30 protein-coding genes are annotated in these 18479 nt (G+C 39.9%); all 30 read left to right on the top strand.

Features of this window, described 5'->3' with window-relative positions:
• The 30 genes from rplW to AAG807_RS16080 all read left to right on the top strand — a co-directional run bounded on the left by rplW (position 1) and on the right by AAG807_RS16080 (position 18476).
• Positions 1–294, top strand: a complete 294-nt coding sequence (gene rplW, locus AAG807_RS16225) for a 50S ribosomal protein L23 (RefSeq protein WP_294861395.1) — start codon at positions 1–3, stop codon at positions 292–294.
• A gap of 10 nt (positions 295–304) precedes the next feature.
• Complete coding sequence (rplB, locus tag AAG807_RS16220) at positions 305–1129, top strand: 50S ribosomal protein L2 (RefSeq protein ID WP_341906197.1); 825 nt, start codon at positions 305–307, stop codon at positions 1127–1129.
• Between the two features lie 3 nt (positions 1130–1132).
• The gene (gene rpsS / locus AAG807_RS16215; protein ID WP_300356766.1) at positions 1133–1411 is read left to right on the top strand and encodes a 30S ribosomal protein S19; all 279 of its coding nucleotides are present in this window, start codon (positions 1133–1135) and stop codon (positions 1409–1411) included.
• Between the two features lie 16 nt (positions 1412–1427).
• The gene (rplV, locus tag AAG807_RS16210) at positions 1428–1823 is read left to right on the top strand and encodes a 50S ribosomal protein L22 (protein ID WP_341906193.1); all 396 of its coding nucleotides are present in this window, start codon (positions 1428–1430) and stop codon (positions 1821–1823) included.
• A 10-nt stretch (positions 1824–1833) separates the two neighbouring features.
• The gene (gene rpsC / locus AAG807_RS16205) at positions 1834–2589 is read left to right on the top strand and encodes a 30S ribosomal protein S3 (protein ID WP_341906190.1); all 756 of its coding nucleotides are present in this window, start codon (positions 1834–1836) and stop codon (positions 2587–2589) included.
• A 24-nt stretch (positions 2590–2613) separates the two neighbouring features.
• A complete protein-coding gene (rplP, locus tag AAG807_RS16200; protein ID WP_294861402.1) occupies positions 2614–3042 on the top strand; it encodes a 50S ribosomal protein L16 in 429 nt (142 codons plus the stop codon).
• A 6-nt stretch (positions 3043–3048) separates the two neighbouring features.
• Entirely contained in the window at positions 3049–3243 is a 195-nt protein-coding gene (gene rpmC, locus AAG807_RS16195; protein ID WP_294861403.1) for a 50S ribosomal protein L29, read from the top strand.
• Positions 3244–3268: 25 nt separating this feature from the next.
• Entirely contained in the window at positions 3269–3526 is a 258-nt protein-coding gene (rpsQ, locus tag AAG807_RS16190) for a 30S ribosomal protein S17 (protein WP_124747812.1), read from the top strand.
• A 12-nt stretch (positions 3527–3538) separates the two neighbouring features.
• Positions 3539–3907: a 50S ribosomal protein L14 gene (gene rplN / locus AAG807_RS16185; RefSeq protein WP_013685545.1), complete on the top strand. Its 369-nt coding sequence runs from the start codon at positions 3539–3541 to the stop codon at positions 3905–3907.
• 14 nt (positions 3908–3921) lie between these two features.
• Entirely contained in the window at positions 3922–4239 is a 318-nt protein-coding gene (gene rplX, locus AAG807_RS16180) for a 50S ribosomal protein L24 (protein WP_294861404.1), read from the top strand.
• On the top strand, positions 4239–4790 hold the full coding sequence (gene rplE / locus AAG807_RS16175; protein WP_294861405.1) for a 50S ribosomal protein L5: 552 nt from the start codon (positions 4239–4241) through the stop codon (positions 4788–4790). The genes rplX and rplE overlap by 1 nt, the downstream gene beginning before the upstream one ends.
• 4 nt (positions 4791–4794) lie before the next feature.
• Positions 4795–5064, top strand: a complete 270-nt coding sequence (gene rpsN / locus AAG807_RS16170; RefSeq protein WP_294861407.1) for a 30S ribosomal protein S14 — start codon at positions 4795–4797, stop codon at positions 5062–5064.
• A gap of 58 nt (positions 5065–5122) precedes the next feature.
• Entirely contained in the window at positions 5123–5521 is a 399-nt protein-coding gene (gene rpsH, locus AAG807_RS16165; protein WP_341906182.1) for a 30S ribosomal protein S8, read from the top strand.
• A 66-nt stretch (positions 5522–5587) separates the two neighbouring features.
• Positions 5588–6142, top strand: a complete 555-nt coding sequence (gene rplF / locus AAG807_RS16160; protein ID WP_341906179.1) for a 50S ribosomal protein L6 — start codon at positions 5588–5590, stop codon at positions 6140–6142.
• Between the two features lie 11 nt (positions 6143–6153).
• Positions 6154–6507: a 50S ribosomal protein L18 gene (gene rplR, locus AAG807_RS16155; protein ID WP_341906176.1), complete on the top strand. Its 354-nt coding sequence runs from the start codon at positions 6154–6156 to the stop codon at positions 6505–6507.
• Positions 6508–6512: 5 nt separating this feature from the next.
• A complete protein-coding gene (gene rpsE, locus AAG807_RS16150; protein WP_294861411.1) occupies positions 6513–7031 on the top strand; it encodes a 30S ribosomal protein S5 in 519 nt (172 codons plus the stop codon).
• Positions 7032–7042: 11 nt separating this feature from the next.
• A complete protein-coding gene (gene rpmD / locus AAG807_RS16145) occupies positions 7043–7219 on the top strand; it encodes a 50S ribosomal protein L30 (protein WP_341906173.1) in 177 nt (58 codons plus the stop codon).
• A gap of 20 nt (positions 7220–7239) precedes the next feature.
• Positions 7240–7686, top strand: a complete 447-nt coding sequence (gene rplO, locus AAG807_RS16140) for a 50S ribosomal protein L15 (RefSeq protein ID WP_294861413.1) — start codon at positions 7240–7242, stop codon at positions 7684–7686.
• Positions 7687–7709: 23 nt separating this feature from the next.
• Positions 7710–9053, top strand: a complete 1344-nt coding sequence (gene secY, locus AAG807_RS16135; RefSeq protein ID WP_341906170.1) for a preprotein translocase subunit SecY — start codon at positions 7710–7712, stop codon at positions 9051–9053.
• Between the two features lie 4 nt (positions 9054–9057).
• Complete coding sequence (infA, locus tag AAG807_RS16130; RefSeq protein ID WP_013685534.1) at positions 9058–9276, top strand: translation initiation factor IF-1; 219 nt, start codon at positions 9058–9060, stop codon at positions 9274–9276.
• A gap of 34 nt (positions 9277–9310) precedes the next feature.
• Positions 9311–9427 (top strand): 50S ribosomal protein L36, encoded by a 117-nt coding sequence (rpmJ, locus tag AAG807_RS16125; RefSeq protein ID WP_013685533.1) that lies wholly within the window; start codon positions 9311–9313, stop codon positions 9425–9427.
• Positions 9428–9429: 2 nt separating this feature from the next.
• Positions 9430–9804 (top strand): 30S ribosomal protein S13, encoded by a 375-nt coding sequence (rpsM, locus tag AAG807_RS16120; protein ID WP_294861415.1) that lies wholly within the window; start codon positions 9430–9432, stop codon positions 9802–9804.
• Between the two features lie 9 nt (positions 9805–9813).
• Positions 9814–10200, top strand: a complete 387-nt coding sequence (gene rpsK, locus AAG807_RS16115) for a 30S ribosomal protein S11 (RefSeq protein WP_300356795.1) — start codon at positions 9814–9816, stop codon at positions 10198–10200.
• Between the two features lie 82 nt (positions 10201–10282).
• Positions 10283–10894 (top strand): 30S ribosomal protein S4, encoded by a 612-nt coding sequence (gene rpsD, locus AAG807_RS16110; RefSeq protein ID WP_341906163.1) that lies wholly within the window; start codon positions 10283–10285, stop codon positions 10892–10894.
• Positions 10895–10989: 95 nt separating this feature from the next.
• Positions 10990–11982, top strand: coding sequence for a DNA-directed RNA polymerase subunit alpha (locus AAG807_RS16105; protein ID WP_341906161.1), 993 nt, complete (start codon positions 10990–10992; stop codon positions 11980–11982).
• Positions 11983–12074: 92 nt separating this feature from the next.
• Positions 12075–12689 carry a 50S ribosomal protein L17 gene (rplQ, locus tag AAG807_RS16100; protein WP_341906157.1) on the top strand — a complete coding sequence of 205 codons (615 nt, stop codon included), beginning with the start codon at positions 12075–12077 and terminating at the stop codon, positions 12687–12689.
• A gap of 117 nt (positions 12690–12806) precedes the next feature.
• Entirely contained in the window at positions 12807–13910 is a 1104-nt protein-coding gene (carA, locus tag AAG807_RS16095; protein ID WP_341906154.1) for a glutamine-hydrolyzing carbamoyl-phosphate synthase small subunit, read from the top strand.
• A 21-nt stretch (positions 13911–13931) separates the two neighbouring features.
• Positions 13932–15215: a phosphopyruvate hydratase gene (gene eno / locus AAG807_RS16090; protein WP_341906152.1), complete on the top strand. Its 1284-nt coding sequence runs from the start codon at positions 13932–13934 to the stop codon at positions 15213–15215.
• 290 nt (positions 15216–15505) lie between these two features.
• Entirely contained in the window at positions 15506–15868 is a 363-nt protein-coding gene (locus AAG807_RS16085; protein ID WP_341906150.1) for a hypothetical protein, read from the top strand.
• A gap of 4 nt (positions 15869–15872) precedes the next feature.
• A complete protein-coding gene (locus AAG807_RS16080) occupies positions 15873–18476 on the top strand; it encodes a gliding motility-associated C-terminal domain-containing protein (protein ID WP_341906147.1) in 2604 nt (867 codons plus the stop codon).
• Positions 18477–18479: the final 3 nt, after the last annotated feature.

The raw sequence follows: 18479 nt of genomic DNA, 5'->3' as shown, positions 1-18479 counted from the left end.
ATGAGCATTATTATCAAAAAGCCAATTATAACAGAAAAAGCAACTGCCGCTAATGAAAACGGTAGTTTCGCTTTCGAAGTTGATCGCAAGGCGAATAAATTGGAAATAAAAAGCGCTGTCGAAAAGATGTACGGAGTTCACGTTGTGAATGTACGCACACTCACTTATGGCGGTGGTAAATCCTCTACGAAGTTTACGAATAGAGGTGTCGTTGAGCAAAAAAGTCGCGTATGGAAAAAAGCCATCGTAACTGTTGCCGAAGGAGAAACGATTGATTTGTTTAATAATTTTTAAGTAAAAACTGATGAGTCTTAGAAAATTTCAGCCTATTACTCCAGGGCAAAGACACAAGATCAACAGTACGTATGCTGAAGTAACAACGAATGTTCCTGAAAAGAGCTTAGTTGCGAAGAAAAGCAAGTCTGGTGGTCGTAACAATGATGGTCGTATGACCATGCGTTACATCGGTGGTGGACACAAGCAAAAGTATCGTATTATTGACTTTAAACGCGACAAGCACGGAGTGCCAGCGGTAGTTAAGACAATAGAATACGATCCAAACAGAACTGCACGTATTGCATTGCTTTATTATGTGGATGGAGAGAAACGTTACATCGTTGCTCCTGAAGGATTGAAAGTTGGTGATACAGTAGTTTCAGGTGCTGGTGCCACTCCAAATGTTGGAAACGCATTATTTTTATCCGATGTTCCTCTTGGATCTGTGATCCATAACATTGAGTTGCAACCTGGAAAAGGTGGTGCAATTGCTCGTGGAGCAGGAACATATGCTCAATTGAACGCTCGTGATGGTCGCTTTGCGATTATCAAGTTACCTTCAGGTGAGACTCGTATGATTTTGACTACTTGTATGGCTACAATCGGTGCTGTATCGAATGGAGAACATTCATTAGTAGTTTCTGGTAAAGCTGGTCGCTCGCGCTGGTTGGGTCGTCGTCCACGTGTACGTGGTGTTGTGATGAACCCGGTCGATCACCCGATGGGTGGTGGTGAAGGGCGTAACGCCGGTGGTCACCCTCGTTCTCGTAACGGTATGCCTGCTAAAGGATACAAAACGCGTTCGAAAAAGAAGTATTCAGATAAGTTTATCATCGAGAGAAGAAAGAAATAAGGTATGAGTCGTTCGTTGAAAAAACCACCTTTTGTACACTATAAGTTGACAAAGAGAGTGGATGCAGCACAAGAAAGTGGAAGCAAAGCAGTAATCAAAACATGGTCTCGCGCTTCTACAATCACTCCTGACATGGTTGGGTTGACGTTTGCAGTGCATAACGGGAATAAGTTTATTCCTGTGTTCGCAACAGAGAACATGGTTGGACACAAGTTAGGGGAGTTTTCTCCTACTCGTAACTTCCGTGGGCATGGTGCTAACAAAAAGGATAAAAAAAGATAGTTAAAATTCAAGTGACATGGGCGCTAGAAAGAAATTAAGAGCTGATAGAATTAAAGAAGAGAACAAGTCAATAGCTTTCGCTAAGTTGAATGATTCTCCTATTTCTCCTCGTAAAATGAGATTGGTTGCAGATCTTGTACGTGGAGTAGAGGTAAACAAAGCTCTAAACATATTGCAACACAATGCGAAAGACGCATCGTTAAGTTTATCCAAGTTATTGCGTTCAGCAATTGCTAACTGGGAAGCTAAAAACGAAGGTAAGAGCATTGAGGATGAAAAATTAGTGGTGAAATCTATTGAAGTAGGTAGTGCAGGAATGTTGAAACGTATTCAAACTGCTCCTCAAGGTAGAGCTTACCGAGTTCGTAAAAGATCAAACCACGTGACTATCGTTGTCGATGGTTCAAAATAATTGAAGGAAAATGGGACAAAAAACAAATCCAATTGGAAATAGATTAGGTTTCATCCACGGATGGGAGTCTAACTGGTACGGTGGAGATAATTACAAAGATAAAATCGTTGAAGACGATAAAATTCGTAAATATTTACACGCCCGTTTATCCAGAGCAAGTATTTCGAAAATCATCATCGAGCGCACCCTCAAGCTCGTTACTGTAACAATCAACACGGCTCGTCCGGGTGTGATTATCGGTAAAGGTGGTCAAGAAGTAGACAAATTGAAAGAAGAGTTAAAAAAATTGACGAAAAAAGAGATTCAAATCAACATTTTCGAAGTGAAACGTCCTGAATTGGATGCTCGCTTGGTAGCTGATGGAATCGCTCGTCAAATTGAAGCTCGTATTTCATTTCGTCGCGCTATTAAGATGTCTATCGGTTCAACCATGAGAATGGGTGCCGAAGGGATCAAAGTGAAAATTTCAGGTCGTTTGAATGGAGCTGAAATGGCTCGTTCAGAAATGTACAAAGATGGACGTACTCCGTTACATACGTTCAGAGCTGACATCGATTACGCAGTAGGTGAGGCATTGACTACTTACGGTTTGATCGGTATCAAAGTATGGATCTGCAAAGGTGAAGTTTACGGTCGTCGTGATCTTTCTCCAAATGTTGGAATGGCTGCTCAAGGTTCAAAAGGTGGTGCGCCATCCGGAGACCGTGATAGAGGTAACCGTCGCCCAGCTGGAGGAAAAGGTGGAAACAACCGTAAAAAGAAGTAAAAACACATTTAAAATTTTCAGAAGATGTTATCTCCAAAGAGAACCAAATTTAGAAGAGTTCAAAAAGGTCGTAATCGTGGTGAAGCGCAACGCGGAGCTACAATTGCATTCGGATCTTTTGGACTGAAAACATTGGAGCCAGGATGGATTACATCACGCCAAATCGAAGCTTCCCGTATCGCAGTTACGCGTTACATGAAGCGTGAAGGTAAGGTGTGGATTCGTATCTTCCCTGACAAACCGATCACATCGAAGCCTGCAGAGGTTCGTATGGGTAAAGGTAAGGGAGCTCCTAGCCACTGGGTGGCAGTTGTAAGACCAGGTCGTATTATGTTCGAAGCTGATGGAGTTCCATATGAAGTTGCTAAGGAAGCACTTCGTCTAGCTGCTCAAAAACTTCCAGTAAAATGTAAGTTCATCGTTCGTAACGATTATGTTGTACCAGGAAAATAAGACAAGATGAAACAACAAGAAATTAGTAAACTTTCAGTTGATGATTTGAAAAAGCAAGTGACAAGCGAAACAGAAAAGTTAACGAAAATGAAATTAGGACATACAGTGACTCCACTGGAAAACCCGATTCAAATTCGTAACGTTCGCAAGCATATTGCTCGTTTAAATACAGAATTGAGAAAACGTGAAATTCAAGCTTAAGGCTTGAAAGTAAAAGAAGCTTGAAATGGAAAAGCGTAATTTAAGAAAAGAACGTATTGGGACTGTTACTAGCGATAAGATGGAAAAATCTATCGTAGTTTCTGTAGAAAGAAAAGTAAAACACCCGAAATATGGTAAGTTCGTCAAAAAAACTACTAAATTTGTGGCCCACGATGAAAATAACGACTGTAACATTGGTGACACCGTTAAGATCATGGAGACTCGCCCCTTGTCTAAAAACAAGAATTGGAGATTAGTAGAAATTTTAGAAAGAGCTAAATAATAATTAGTTGCAATGATACAACAAGAATCAAGACTTGCAGTTGCCGATAACTCCGGAGCAAAAGAGGTGTTATGTATCCGCGTATTAGGCGGAACTAAACGTCGCTATGCTTCAGTAGGAGATAAGATCGTCGTAGCTGTTAAGAGCGCAATGCCCTCTGGAGCCGTAAAAAAAGGATCGGTTGCCAAGGCGGTTGTTGTAAGAACACGTAAGGAGGTTCGCCGACCAGACGGTTCTTACATTCGTTTCGATGATAACGCTTGCGTTATCTTGAATCAGGCGGGGGAGATGAGAGGAACCCGTATTTTTGGACCAGTAGCTCGTGAGCTTCGTGAAAACAATTACATGAAAATTGTTTCACTTGCTCCCGAAGTACTTTAATAAGTAGTGAAGTCATGCAAAAGAAATTACACATCAAAGTAGGCGACACTGTTAAAGTATTAAGCGGTGAGTCTAGAGGTCAAGAAGGAACAGTATTGACCATTGACAGAAACAAAGAACGTGCTACCGTAGGAGGTGTGAACATGGTAAAACGCCACACCAAACCTAGTGCATCTGAGCCGCAAGGCGGAATCATCGAAAAAGAAGGAACTATTCATATTTCCAACTTAATGGTGATGGTTAAAGGACAAGCTAGTCGCACAGGCCGTAAGGAAGATGCTAAAGGTAAGTTAGTTCGTTATTCTAAAAAATCAGGAGAGGAGATCAAGTAATGAGTTATTCACCAAGATTAAAGAAACAGTACAGAGAGGAAATCATTCCTGCACTTACTGAGAAATTTGGGTACAAAACCATTATGCGTGTACCTAAGTTACAAAAGATTGTTATCAGCCAAGGTTTGGGTGATGCAGTTGCTGATAAGAAAATTGTTGACAATGCGGTTGCAGATGTTTCTCGTATCGCAGGTCAAAAAGCAGTAGCTACAATGTCTAAAAAAGACGTATCAAACTTCAAACTACGTAAAGGAATGCCAATTGGTACGAAAGTTACGTTGCGTGGAGATAAAATGTACGACTTCTTAGATCGTTTTATCGCTGTTGCTTTACCACGTACTCGCGATTTCCGTGGGATTAATCCAAAAGGATTTGACGGACGTGGTAACTTCAATTTAGGAGTTAAAGAGCATATCATTTTCCCTGAGATCGATATCGATAAGGTAAGCAAGATTTTAGGAATGGATATCACTTTTGTAACATCAGCTGAAAGCGACGAAGAAGGAAGAGCATTGCTTGATGCCTTTGGATTCCCTTTCATTAAAAAATAAGACGATGGCTAAGGAATCAATGAAAGCGCGTGAGCGCAAAAGAGAAAAAATGGTAGAAAAATACGCAGCGAAAAGAGCTGCGTTGAAAGCTGCCGGAGATTGGGATGCATTGCAACAATTGCCTGCGAACTCTTCTAAAGTTCGTGTACACAATCGTTGTGGGTTGACAGGTCGTCCTCGTGGTTATATGCGTCAGTTCGGTGTTTCACGTGTTACTTTCCGTGAAATGGCATTGGCTGGTAAAATACCGGGAGTTAAAAAAGCAAGTTGGTAAAAGTCTCTGTCAGTTGACAGGTTGAAACTCTACCGAGTAATTAATAAAAGAAAAGGACATGTATACAGATCCTATTGCAGATTTTCTTACACGTATTCGTAATGCGAGTATGGCTCGTTTGAAAACCGTAGAAATTCCTGGTTCAAACACAAAGCGTGCTATGACAGCAATCTTGTTTGATCAAGGTTATATCGCGAATTACAAATTCGAAGAAGATGATAAACAAGGTATCATTAGAATCGCATTGAAGTATAACCAATCAACAAAAGTTCCAGCGATCACTAAGATAGACCGTGCGTCTCGTCCAGGTCTTCGTAAGTACTCCAGCGCAGCAGAAATGCCACGCGTATTGAATGGTTTAGGAATTGCTATCGTTTCTACTTCTCGTGGAGTAATCACGGATAAAGAAGCAAGAAAAGAAAACGTTGGTGGAGAAGTTCTTTGCTACGTATATTAAATTAATATAGAGATGCAGATTGTGCGAAGTTCGCTTCGCCTTTCGTAATCCATAATTAAAAAAGTAATGTCAAGGATAGGTAAATCCCCAGTAACAATCCCGAGTGGAGTTGAAGTAAAAGTGAACGGTACGACAGTAACCGTTAAAGGTTCAAAAGGAGAACTGACTCAAGAATTGGATTCTTGTGTAACAATCCAGATTGAAGGTTCTGAAATCACTTTTATCCGCGCGTCTGATGCGCCAGATCATAGAGCAAAACATGGTTTATACCGTGCTTTGGTATTTAATATGATAGCTGGAGTATCCGAAGGGTTCAAAAAGGAGTTAGAAGTAATCGGTGTAGGTTACCGTGCTACAGCAACTGGTCAACAGTTGGAATTAGCATTAGGTTATTCTCACCCGATCATTATCGAACTTCCGAAAGAAATTAAGGTATCTGCAGATACTCAAAAGGGTAAGGCACCATTGGTAACATTGGAGTCTTACGATAAACAACTTTTGGGCCAGGTTGCTGCCAAAATTCGTTCCCTTCGTAAACCAGAGCCGTATAAAGGAAAAGGTATTCGCTTCTTAGGCGAAGAGATTAGAAGAAAAGCTGGTAAATCTGCAGGTAAAAAATAATTTTAAAAGTTATGGCATTTAGTAAATTAAACAGAAGAGCAAAAATTAAGAGAAGAATCAGAAAGAAAATTTCTGGTACTACTTTAGTGCCTCGCCTATCTGTATTCCGTTCAAACAAGCAAATCTATGCTCAGTTGATTGATGATACAAAAGGTGTGACACTAGTCGCTGCTTCTTCTTACAAAAACAAAGAAGCTGACAAGAAAAGCAAATCTGATCAGGCAGTTGTTGTAGGAAAAGAAATCGCTTCAAAAGCGGTGAAAGCTGGCGTAGAAACAGTTGTATTTGATCGTAACGGGTATTTATACCACGGTCGTGTTAAATCATTAGCTGATTCAGCTAGAGAAGGTGGACTTAAATTTTAATCATCATGGCAGCAATTATAGGAAATAGAGTAAAAGCCTCTGATATAGAGCTTAAAGATAAATTGGTATCTGTGAACCGTGTGACTAAAGTAACAAAAGGTGGTCGTACATTCAGTTTCTCAGCTATCGTAGTTGTCGGGGATGAAAACGGTATCGTAGGTCATGGTCTTGGTAAGGCGAAAGAAGTAACAGAAGCGATTACAAAAGGAATCGACGATGCGAAAAAGAACCTTATTAAAGTTCCGATCTTGAGAGGTACAGTTCCTCACGCTCAAAAAGGAAAATTCGGTGGTGCAGAAGTTTTATTGAAACCTGCTACAAATGGTACAGGAGTTATCGCTGGTGGTGCGATGCGTGCAGTTCTAGAATCTGTAGGTGTTCACAATGTATTGGCAAAATCTCAAGGATCATCCAATCCACACAACGTTGTTAAAGCAACTATCAATGCATTGGCGTCTATGCGCGATGCAGCTGCTGTTGCTCGTCAACGTGGAATCAGTATGGACAAAGTGTTTAACGGTTAATAAAAAATAGTATGGCAACAATTAAAATAAAACAAGTTCGCAGTGCTATCAAACGTCCGGCTCGTCAAAAAAGAACGATCGAAGCGTTAGGATTTAGCCGTTTGAACCAGGTAATTGAGAAAGAAGCAACTCCACAAATTCTTGGCATGATCAAGAAAGTTGAGCATTTGGTACAAGTTGTAGATTAATACTTTAAAACGAATTATCCATGAATTTAAATAATTTAACACCAGCTGCAGGATCTGTTCTATCTGATAAGAGAATTGGTCGTGGACACGGTTCCGGTGGTGGTGGTACCGCTACGCGCGGTCACAAAGGAGCGAAGTCTCGTTCTGGTTATTCTAAGAAAATTGGATTCGAAGGGGGACAAATGCCGTTACAACGTCGTGTTCCTAAGTTCGGATTCAAGAACATCAACAGAGTTGAATACAAAGCAATCAATTTGGATGCTATTCAATCAATTGTTGAACGTAAGAATATAACTGATATTACTATCGAAGTACTACGTGAAAACGGTTTGGTATCTCGTAATGACCTAGTGAAAATCTTGGGTCGTGGAGAGCTTAAATCTAAAGTAACAGTAAGTGCTCACAAGTTTTCTTCTTCTGCAAAAGCAGGAATTGAAGCTCAAGGTGGTAGTATTTCAGAAATCTAATTAACTTTGCCGACATTTTTTTTATGAAACGGTTTATACAAAACATAAAAAACATCTGGAAAGTAGAAGAGTTAAGAAAGCGTATCTTATTGACGCTTTTCTTAATTCTTGTGTACCGTATCGGATCGTTTATCATGTTACCTGGTGTGAATGCAGAGGCTGTAATGGCAAATGCATCTAGCAAAGGAGGTGACAACGTACTTGAATCATTGTTATCGATGTTCTCAGGAGGTGGATTTACTAACGTGTCAATTATGGCACTTGGTATTATGCCCTACATTAGTGCATCGATTATTATGCAATTATTAGGGATGGCTGTTCCAGCTGTTCAAAAAATGCAGAATGAAGGTGAATCAGGTAGAAAACAAATCAATACGTATACACGTGTGTTGACGATTATAATTTGTGCCGTTCAGGCACCAAGTTATATTTCGTTATATGCGTCTAGTATTAAAGGTGCGCTGCCTGCTGATCAATCCATGTTATGGTGGACAACAGCAGTGTCTTGTATGGTTGCCGGTTCAATGTTTGCTGTATGGTTAGGTGAACGCATTACAGACAAAGGAATTGGGAATGGTATTTCTCTATTGATTACCGTAGGGATCTTATCCCGTCTCCCATCTTCTTTCCTAGCTGAAATGGCTGCTAACAGTAATTTCCCATTGAAAATTGTTTTGGAGATCATCGTATTCATGCTTATCGTACTTGGAACAATCCTGATTGTTCAAGGTGTGCGTAAGGTTCCATTAAACACTGCAAAACGTGTGGTTGGTGCCAGAGCAGTAGATGAGCAGGGAGCTAGAAACTATTTGCCTTTGAAAGTAAATGCTTCTGGTGTAATGCCGATCATTTTCGCGCAAGCGATTATGACCATTCCCGTTATGATTTTCTCTCAACAAAAAGAGGGAGGTGTCATTCAATACGCTTTAGGAGATACCCATGGTGTTCCTTATAACGCATTGTTAGCGCTTTTGATTATCGTATTTACATACTTCTACACTGCAATTATGATCAACCCGCGTAAAATGGCGGATGATTTGAAACGCAGTGGAGGATTTATCCCTGGGGTTCGTCCCGGAGATGAGACTGCTGAGTATATTGACTCGTTGGTGTCTCGTATTACTTTGCCTGGATCGATGTTCTTGGCTTTGATTGCGATTCTACCTTCAATTGCATATGCTTGTAATATTACTTCTGGTTTTGAGTATTTCTTCGGAGGAACTTCGTTGTTAATCATGGTGGGAGTAGTTTTAGATACCCTTCAACAAATTGAATCTTATTTATTGAACCGTCACATGGATGGATTGATGGAAGGTTCCCGAGTTAGAGGAAGAAGAAGTATAAACGAAATGTCATCAGGTTTCTAAGATTATGGCTAAACAGGCATCTATAGAACAAGACGGAACGATCATCGAGGCATTGTCTAACGCAATGTTTCGTGTCGAATTGGAGAATGGACACGTTATTACGGCTCACATTTCTGGTAAAATGAGAATGTTTTACATTAAGATTTTACCTGGTGACCGAGTAAAAGTGGAAATGTCTCCATATGATTTAACTAAAGGACGTATTTCTTTCCGCTACAAATAATTTGTAAGAAAGAACTCCGATAAAAAAGCAAAAGATGAAAGTAAGAGCTTCAGTAAAAAAGCGATCTGTAGATTGTAAGATCGTAAAAAGAAAAGGAAGAGTTTACGTGATTAACAAGAAGAATCCTAAACTAAAACAAAGACAAGGGTAATTATGGCACGTATTGCAGGTATTGATCTACCAAAAAACAAGAGAGGTGTAATCGGATTGACGTACATCTTTGGAATTGGTCGTAGCACGGCTAAGAAGCTATTGATAGCTAACGGAATTGATGAAAACATCAAAGTACAAGATTGGAATGACGATCAGATTGCTTTGATACGTACATCTATTTCGGAAATCAAGACAGAAGGACAGTTGCGTTCTGAGATCCAATTGAACATTAAACGTTTGATGGATATCGGATGTACACGAGGAATTCGTCACCGCGCTGGTCTTCCATTGAGAGGTCAACGTACGAAAAACAACTCTCGTACTAGAAAAGGTAGAAGAAAAACAGTTGCTAACAAGAAGAAAGCAACTAAATAATAGTTAGAAATGGCAAAAGCAAATCAAAAGAAGAAGAAAAACGTCAAAGTAGACGCAGCGGGTGAAGCGCATATTCAAGCTACCTTCAACAATGTGATTATTTCTTTGACTAACAACGCTGGTCAGGTTATTTCTTGGTCATCGGCTGGAAAAATGGGCTTCAAAGGTTCTAAAAAGAACACTCCTTATGCTGCACAAATTGCTGCTGAGGATGCATCTAAAGAAGCACATGACTTCGGATTACGTAGAGTTCGTGTATTTGTGAAAGGACCAGGTGCTGGTCGTGAATCAGCTATACGTGCAATTCACAATCATGGTATCGAGGTAATCGAAATCATTGATGTAACTCCACTTCCTCACAATGGTTGTCGTCCACCAAAAAGACGTCGCGTTTAATAATAGTAATTTAATCTTAAGGGGAAATTGATTATCGAAGGAAAAGCCTTAATTCATAATCCCCCTTTTATAGTTTTATAGTATGGCAAGATATACAGGCCCTAAGTCGAAAATTGCACGTCGTTTCCGCGACCCAATTTTTGGCCCAGACAAGTCACTGGAAAAAAGACAATACGGACCCGGACAACACGGACCGAACAAACGCAGAGGAGGAAAGCAGTCTGAGTACGCTATCCAACTTGGTGAAAAACAAAAAGCGAAATACACTTACGGTATTTTAGAGCGTCAATTCTCGAATTTATTCAAGAAAGCATCGCGTATGAAAGGTATTACCGGTGAAGTATTATTACAATTGTGTGAATCACGTTTGGATAATACAGTATACCGTTTAGGAATTGCTCCTTCTCGTCGTGCTGCTCGTCAGTTGGTAACTCACAAACACATCGTTGTAAACGGAGAAGTGGTAAACATTCCTTCTTATACATTACGTATCGGTGATGCTGTAAGCGTTCGTGAAAAGTCAAAATCATTGGAAGCAATTACTTCTGCTTTGACAGCTTCAACAAACAAACGTTACGATTGGTTAGATTGGGATTCAGCTACAAAAACTGGAAAGTTCTTGAGCATTCCTTCTCGTGATATGATCCCTGAAAATATCAAGGAACAATTAATCGTCGAATTATACTCTAAGTAATAATTAATTATTGAGTCGCAGCCAAAGGGTTTGATGGACATTCTTCAATCTTTCAGACCGCGCAACTGCGAAACAATTAAAAGAAGAAAAACAAAATGGCAATTTTAGATTTTCAAAAGCCTGACAAGGTAATTATGATCCAGTCGGACGAGCGTAAAGGACAATTTGAGTTCCGTCCGCTTGAGCCAGGATACGGTATCACTGTAGGAAACGCATTACGTCGTATTTTACTTTCTTCATTAGAAGGGTATGCTATTTCTTCAGTACGTATCGAAGGAGTGGACCATGAGTTCGCAACTTTGAAAGGTGTTGTTGAAGACGTTACCGAAATCGTGTTGAATTTGAAACAAGTTCGCTTCAAACAACAAATCGAAGGAACAGATAATGAAACAGTTGTTGTTTCTATCTCTGGACAAGATAAGTTGACTGCTGGTGACTTGGGTAAATTCACTTCAGGATTCCAGGTATTGAACCCGGATTTAGTGATTTGTAACATGGAAAGCTCTGTTAAATTGGAGTTGGAATTGACAATCATTAAAGGACGTGGTTACCTTCCTGCAGAGGAAAACAAAACAGGTAATTCTCCATTTGGAACGATTTTTATCGACTCAATTTTTACACCAGTTGTAAACGTTAAATACACGATTGAAAATTACCGTGTAGAGCAAAAAACGGATTACGAGAAATTGGTTTTGGAATTGACTACAGATGGTTCGATTCATCCGAAAGATGCCTTGAAAGAAGCAGCAAAAATCTTGATCCATCACTTTATGTTGTTCTCAGATGAGCGTATCACTTTAGATAGTGAAGTGAAATCTGAAACAGAAGAATTTGATGAGACATCGTTACACATGCGTCAATTGTTGAAAACAAAATTAGTAGATATGGATCTTTCGGTTCGTGCTCTGAATTGTTTGAAAGCAGCAGACGTTGAAACGCTTGGAGATTTGGTTTCTTACAACAAGAATGACTTATTGAAGTTCCGTAATTTCGGAAAAAAATCCTTAACTGAGTTGGAAGACTTAGTAGATTCAAAAGGATTGAACTTCGGTATGAATGTAGCTAAATACAAATTAGATAAAGACTAGTATCGCAATTAAATTTTAAATAATGTCGTGATAGGTGGCTAGATTGATGCGATACTAAATCTAGCTAACCGTTACTTACGAAATTAAATGTTATGAGACACGGAAAAAAATTCAATCATTTAGGGAGACAAACTGCACACAGAGCTGCAATGTTGTCTAACATGGCTTGTTCGTTAATCGAGCACAAACGTATTTCAACAACAATCGCTAAAGCAAAAGCTTTACGTGTATATGTTGAACCTATTTTGACAAAATCGAAAGACGATACAACTCACAATCGTCGTACAACTTTCTCTTACTTGAAAAGTAAAGAAGCTGTAACGGAACTTTTCAGAACAATTGCTCCGAAAATTGCAGACCGTCCGGGAGGATACACACGTATCATCCGCACAGGTTACCGTTTAGGTGATAATGCTGAAATGTGTTTGATCGAGTTGGTTGATTTCAACGAAATTTACACTTCTGGTGAGAAGAAAACTACAACACGTCGTTCTCGTCGTGGTGGTTCAACTACTGCTACTAAGAAAGCAGATGCGGCTCCTGCTGCAGAAGCAACTGAAGTGGTAGAAGAGGCAGTTGTAGTTGAAGAAACTCCAAAAGCAGAAGTTGTTGAAGAAGTGAAAGCTGAATCTGCCGCGGCAGAAGAGGCAGCAGCTCCGACAGAAGAAGCAGATTCAACTGAAGAAGAAAAAAAGGATGAAGAGTAAGATTTCTCATCTTTAAGATAAAAAAAGGGTGTCCAGTTATTAACGGATGCCCTTTTTTATGAACTATACTTTTGAAGTTGGAATAGAAATCCTAATTTTGCAAAAACATTTTAGTATATGGAAGAACGCAAGCCTGCGCTCCTGGTCCTAGAAGACGGAACAGTATTTTATGGCAAAGCTACCGGAAAGATAGGTACAACCACCGGAGAGATTGCTTTTAACACGGGAATGACCGGTTATCAAGAGGTATTTACTGATCCTTCCTATTATGGGCAAATACTAGTCATGACGACTTCCCATATTGGAAATTATGGTGTGAATCCAATCGAGGTTGAATCCGAAACTGTGAAAATTGCAGGATTGGTAACCAAAAAATTCGCACATAATTTCTCAAGAGCATCAGGGGTATCTGATCTTCAGGATTACTTGGTCGATAATGACAAAGTCGGTATTACGGATATCGATACGCGATCTTTGGTTCGTCACATCAGACATAAAGGCGCAATGAATGCCATTATTTCATCTGAAATTCTGGATGAAAAAGTACTTCAGAAACAAGTCAAGGAAGTTCCGTCAATGGATGGGCTGGAATTATCTTCCAAAGTAGCGACGAAAGTTGCTTACGAAGTAGGAGATCCGGCAAGTTCTTTGCGAGTTGCCCTGCTTGATTTTGGAGTGAAGAAAAATATTGTTCGTTGTTTGGTTGAGAGAGGTTGTTTGGTAAAGGTGTTTCCAATGGGTACGACTATTGCTGAGATGCAAGCGTTTAATCCGGATGGATACTTATTATCGAATGGTCCCGGGGATCCATCTGCAATGCCGAACGAAATTGCTTTGGTAAAAGAATTGGTGGAGATTGGTACTCCAGTATTCGGAATTTGTCTTGGACATCAGATCTTAGGATTGAGTCAAGGACTGAAAACTGAAAAAATGTTCAACGGACACAGAGGGATTAATCACCCGGTCATGAATTTACTGACTGGAAAAGGGGAGATCACTTCACAAAATCACGGATTCGTGATAGAAAAGGAAAGTGTTCAATCCAATCCAAGAATCAAGGTGACCCACGAACATTTGAATGATCAAACTATTGCAGGGATTATGTTGACTGATAAACCCGTTTTTTCAGTGCAATACCATCCTGAAGCATCTGCCGGACCACATGATTCCCGCTATTTATTCGATCAGTTTATTGCAAATATGAAACAAGCGAAGCATTGAGCTTCTAAATAATATCAACACATGAGTTATATCGCACGCATTGTCGGAAGACAAGTTTTAGATTCAAGAGGTAATCCAACGGTAGAAGTGGATGTTTACACAACCAATGGTGCAGTTGGAAGAGCAGCGGTTCCATCCGGAGCTTCAACTGGAATACATGAGGCAGTTGAGTTACGTGATGGTGATAAATCCGTTTACCTGGGGAAAGGAGTCTTGAAAGCTGTTGAGAATGTAAATTCGATCATCGCTGAAGAATTGATCGGGATGGATATTTTCGATCAAAAACTGATAGACCGTGTTTTGGTGGAATTGGATGGAACTCCGAACAAATCGAAATTGGGTGCGAATGCGATCTTGGGCACATCTTTGGCGGTTGCTAAAGCAGCTGCGCAAGAAGCGGGATTGAGCTTGTTTAAATACGTGGGGGGAGTTGGTGCAACCACAATGCCTGTTCCGATGATGAACATCCTCAATGGAGGATCTCATGCAGATAACTTGATTGATGTTCAGGAATTCATGGTGATGCCTTTCGGCGCATCTTCCTTTTCGGAAGGTTTGCGCTGGGGAACTGAAATATTCCACCACTTGAAATCCGTTCTGAAAGAGAAAGGGATGTCTACGAATGTGGGTGATGAGGGTGGATTTGCTCCAAACCTAGGATCGAATGAAGAAGCAATCCAAGTGGTATTGCAAGCAATCGAAAAAGCCGGATTTAAACCTGGGCATGATGTACACATCGCATTAGATGCAGCATCTTCTGAATTTTACAATGCAGAAAAAGGATTGTATCTCTTTGAATCTACCGGAGATTCCATGACATCTTCTCAAATGGTTGATTTTTGGGCTGATTGGTGTAAGAAATATCCGATTGTTTCCATCGAAGATGGATTGGCTGAGGATGATTGGGCCGGTTGGAAAGAAGCGACAGATAAACTTGGAAACAAGGTTCAATTGGTTGGGGATGATTTGTTCGTTACCAATACAAAACGCTTGTCCGAAGGAATTGAAAAAGGTATTGCCAATTCAATTTTGGTAAAAGTAAATCAGATCGGTTCCTTGAGCGAAACAATTGAAGCGGTTCAAATGGCAACAAGAAATGGTTATACTTCGGTTATGTCGCATAGAAGTGGTGAAACGGAAGATAATACCATTGCAGATTTGGCGGTTGCATTGAATTGTGGACAAATCAAGACGGGTTCTGCATCAAGAAGTGACCGTATGGCTAAATACAACCAACTGTTGCGAATTGAAGAAGAATTAGGTGAAACAGCTTATTATCCGGGGAAAAACTTCCGGTTTTTATAAAGTAAAGAAATAGTAAAAAAATAGTGAAGAAGGGAGTCCGCCGAGGTGGACTCCCTTTTTTATTTCTAGTAACTATTATTTGGGGGAATAAATAGAGCTAGTACCAAAAGATTCGTAATTTAAGGCCTTGATATTCAGTTGGAATGAAAAATTATTCGGAAAAGTGAAAATTGCAGTTGATTTCATGTTAATAGACTGATTTTTAACAAAATGTTTAAAAGCGGTATGTTTTTATGAACTCAAAGCAACCAAATTGTAATTAAACCGTTTAGAAATCAAAGTACCAAACTATGAAGAATTTAATACTAGGCTTTATTTTTGTATTGGGAGCCTTTTGGGGGAACACTCAAACTACGGCTTCTCAAACAAGTACACCTACTTTTTTTGCGCAATGCATGGTGAACTTGAGCGATCAGAATGATTTAACGACATTGGAAAATCAATTGCGTTCCATACCTTACGTAAGCGTAGTTCGAGTTGATATTCCAACTCATAGATTATTCTTAATTACAAAGAACATTAGTGCGTTCACGACAACAGAATTTGTATCCTGGATGGGAACTTATTCATCTGCTTACAGTTGTTTGCAAATTGGTTTGCATGGAGTTGATCCTGTAAATCCTTATCCATTTACGAATTGTTCAGAAAACTAATCCGATGAAAATACTATTACATACTTTATTATTGTTTTGTTCATTTGGAATTTGGGCTCAACAATTACCCGTTAACTGTAATTTAGCTATTCCTGGATGTGCAACACCATCGTTTCCTATAACCGGTACACAACCAGCTTATAACACGGTGGATTTTACATCCGGATCGGTTTCTAATCCGTCTTCTAACCCGAATGGTTCGCCAGGGAATTCCGGTTGTCTATTGTCAGGTGAAACAGTTTCTACATTTATTACTATTAATGTAGTATCAAATGGAACATTGGCTTGGTCAATGATTGGTAATCAAGGTGGATGTTTCGATTGGATCATGTGGCCAAATAACACAGGTAATGCTTGTGCAGGAATTAATGGAAATACATTAAGTCCCGTTTCATGTAACTGGAATGGTTCATGTAATGGTAATACCGGTATGGCTCCTCCGGGAAACCTTCCTGCTGGTGGGTCTCAATCGAGTTATGAAAACCCATTAACCGTTACTGCTGGTCAATCATTTATCTTGTGTTTATCGAACTACAGTTTCACGAATCAAAATGTCAATTTGAACTTCTTTGGGACAGCTCAAGTTGTATGTGGTGTTTCTGCAGCAGATCAAACAATTTGTTTGGGGAATTCAACATCAGTAACTATTGCTACTCCAGGATATACAAATCCTAGTTTTAACTGGTTAGTGACAACAGCAGTGGCAAATCCTTCAGCTGGAACAACAACAGTGAATCCAACAGTCACAACTACCTATTCGGTAGAGGTTACTCAACCTCCAATGGGAACAACTCCTGCGCTGGTTGATACGGCAACTTTTACAATTACAGTTGTAAATCCTCCGGCACCTAATGCAGGACCGAATCAAACAGTTTGTTTGGGGCAAGTGATTCATTTAACAGGAAGCGTAGGAAGTCCTACAAATACTGCAAACTGGCAAGCAATTGTGCCAACTGGTTTGGTTCCTGCAGCAACTGCCGCATTCTCTCCAAACTTCAGTTCGATGACACCAAACGTTACGGTAAATCAACCGGGGGTCTATAAATTTGTCTTAAGAGAAACAAGTACCGTTTGTGGTATTATTAGAGATACGGTTGTCGTTACTGTTTCACAACTTCAGATTGCGGCTGCAACAACAAATCCGGTTTGTAATGGATCAAGTGACGGTACGATAACAATTACAAGCGCTGGTGCCAGTGAGTATAGTTTCAATAATGGTGTGACATGGCAAACATCCAATACACAAGGAGGTTTTGCAGCAGGAACATATACTGTTTGTGCAAGAAACACCTTGGGATGTCAAAAATGTACAACCGCCACATTGACTGATCCTCCATTGATTGTGATGACTGTTGCAAATGATACCACGATTTGTCAGAACGGTACAGCAACTCTTTGGGCTTTGGCAACGGGTGGTGCAACTTATTCCTATCATTGGGATCACAATCCTGCTTTGGTTGCTGTGACTCAGGTGAATCCTTCTGTGAATGCTTATTACCCGGTTCAAGCTCAAACTGATTTAGGATGTTGGTCAAATAAAGATTCAATCTATGTGACGATGAACCCGGTACTTTCCGCAATCATGTCACCGGATGCATTCACTTGTCCCGGTTATGAAGATTCATTGACGGTCTTGGCTTCCGGAGGTATCGGTGCTCCTTATACGATCACTTGGAATACCGGTCAGACAGATATTGGAACTCAAAGTACATTAAATGATTCACCATTGCAAACGACTACTTATAGTGTTACAATTGATGATGTTTGTGAAACCACTCCGATAACCATATCAGGAATTATTAATGCATATCCGGTTCCGGTCCCTCAAATTGCAATTGATATGACACCGAAATGTGAACCTGCTGTATTTACTTTGTTTAATACGACAGATTCAACGTTGTCTCAAAATACCATTTGGAGAATCAGTAATGGAGATGAATTTATCGATGTGAATTCATTGACAACATCCTCGATGATGAATGGAACTTATGATGTTCAATTGATTGTTACGTCTCCTGATGGATGTATTGATTCGACAACATTTACTGATACGCTTACGGTGATGCAAACTCCGGTTGCAGATTTCAAATGGAGTCCTGAACCGATAACGATGTTCAATACACAAGTGTTATTTACTGAATATTCCTTGTATGCAAATACCTACGAATGGAGTTTCCCGGGAGCATCGCCAAATTCATCAACAAACGATGATCAAACGGTTCTTTATCCTGATGGTCAGACAGGAACTTACTATGTAACACTCATTGCGACATCTTATTTGGGTTGTGCAGACACGGTTACAAAAGAGGTGGTTATTCTGCCGGAAGTAATTATATACGCCCCGAATACATTCACACCTGATGGTGATGAATTCAACCAAACCTGGAGAATCTATATTGAAGGAGTGGATGAATTTGATTTTGAGCTTCAAATCTTTAATAGATGGGGTGAGGTTATTTGGGAATCACACGATGTAAATGCATCTTGGGATGGGACTTACAATGGTCAGCTTGTGCCGCAAGGAACATACACCTGGCTTGTCCGGACAAGAGAGCTTATTTCTGATAAGAAATACGTTTGGAATGGAAGTATAACTCTTCAAAAATAATTA

Source organism: Fluviicola taffensis DSM 16823, assembly GCF_943372375.1.
Classification (GTDB): domain Bacteria; phylum Bacteroidota; class Bacteroidia; order Flavobacteriales_D; family Crocinitomicaceae; genus Fluviicola; species Fluviicola taffensis_A.
Note: the sequence above shows the minus strand (reverse complement) of the source record. Positions and strands in the feature narration are given on the sequence as shown.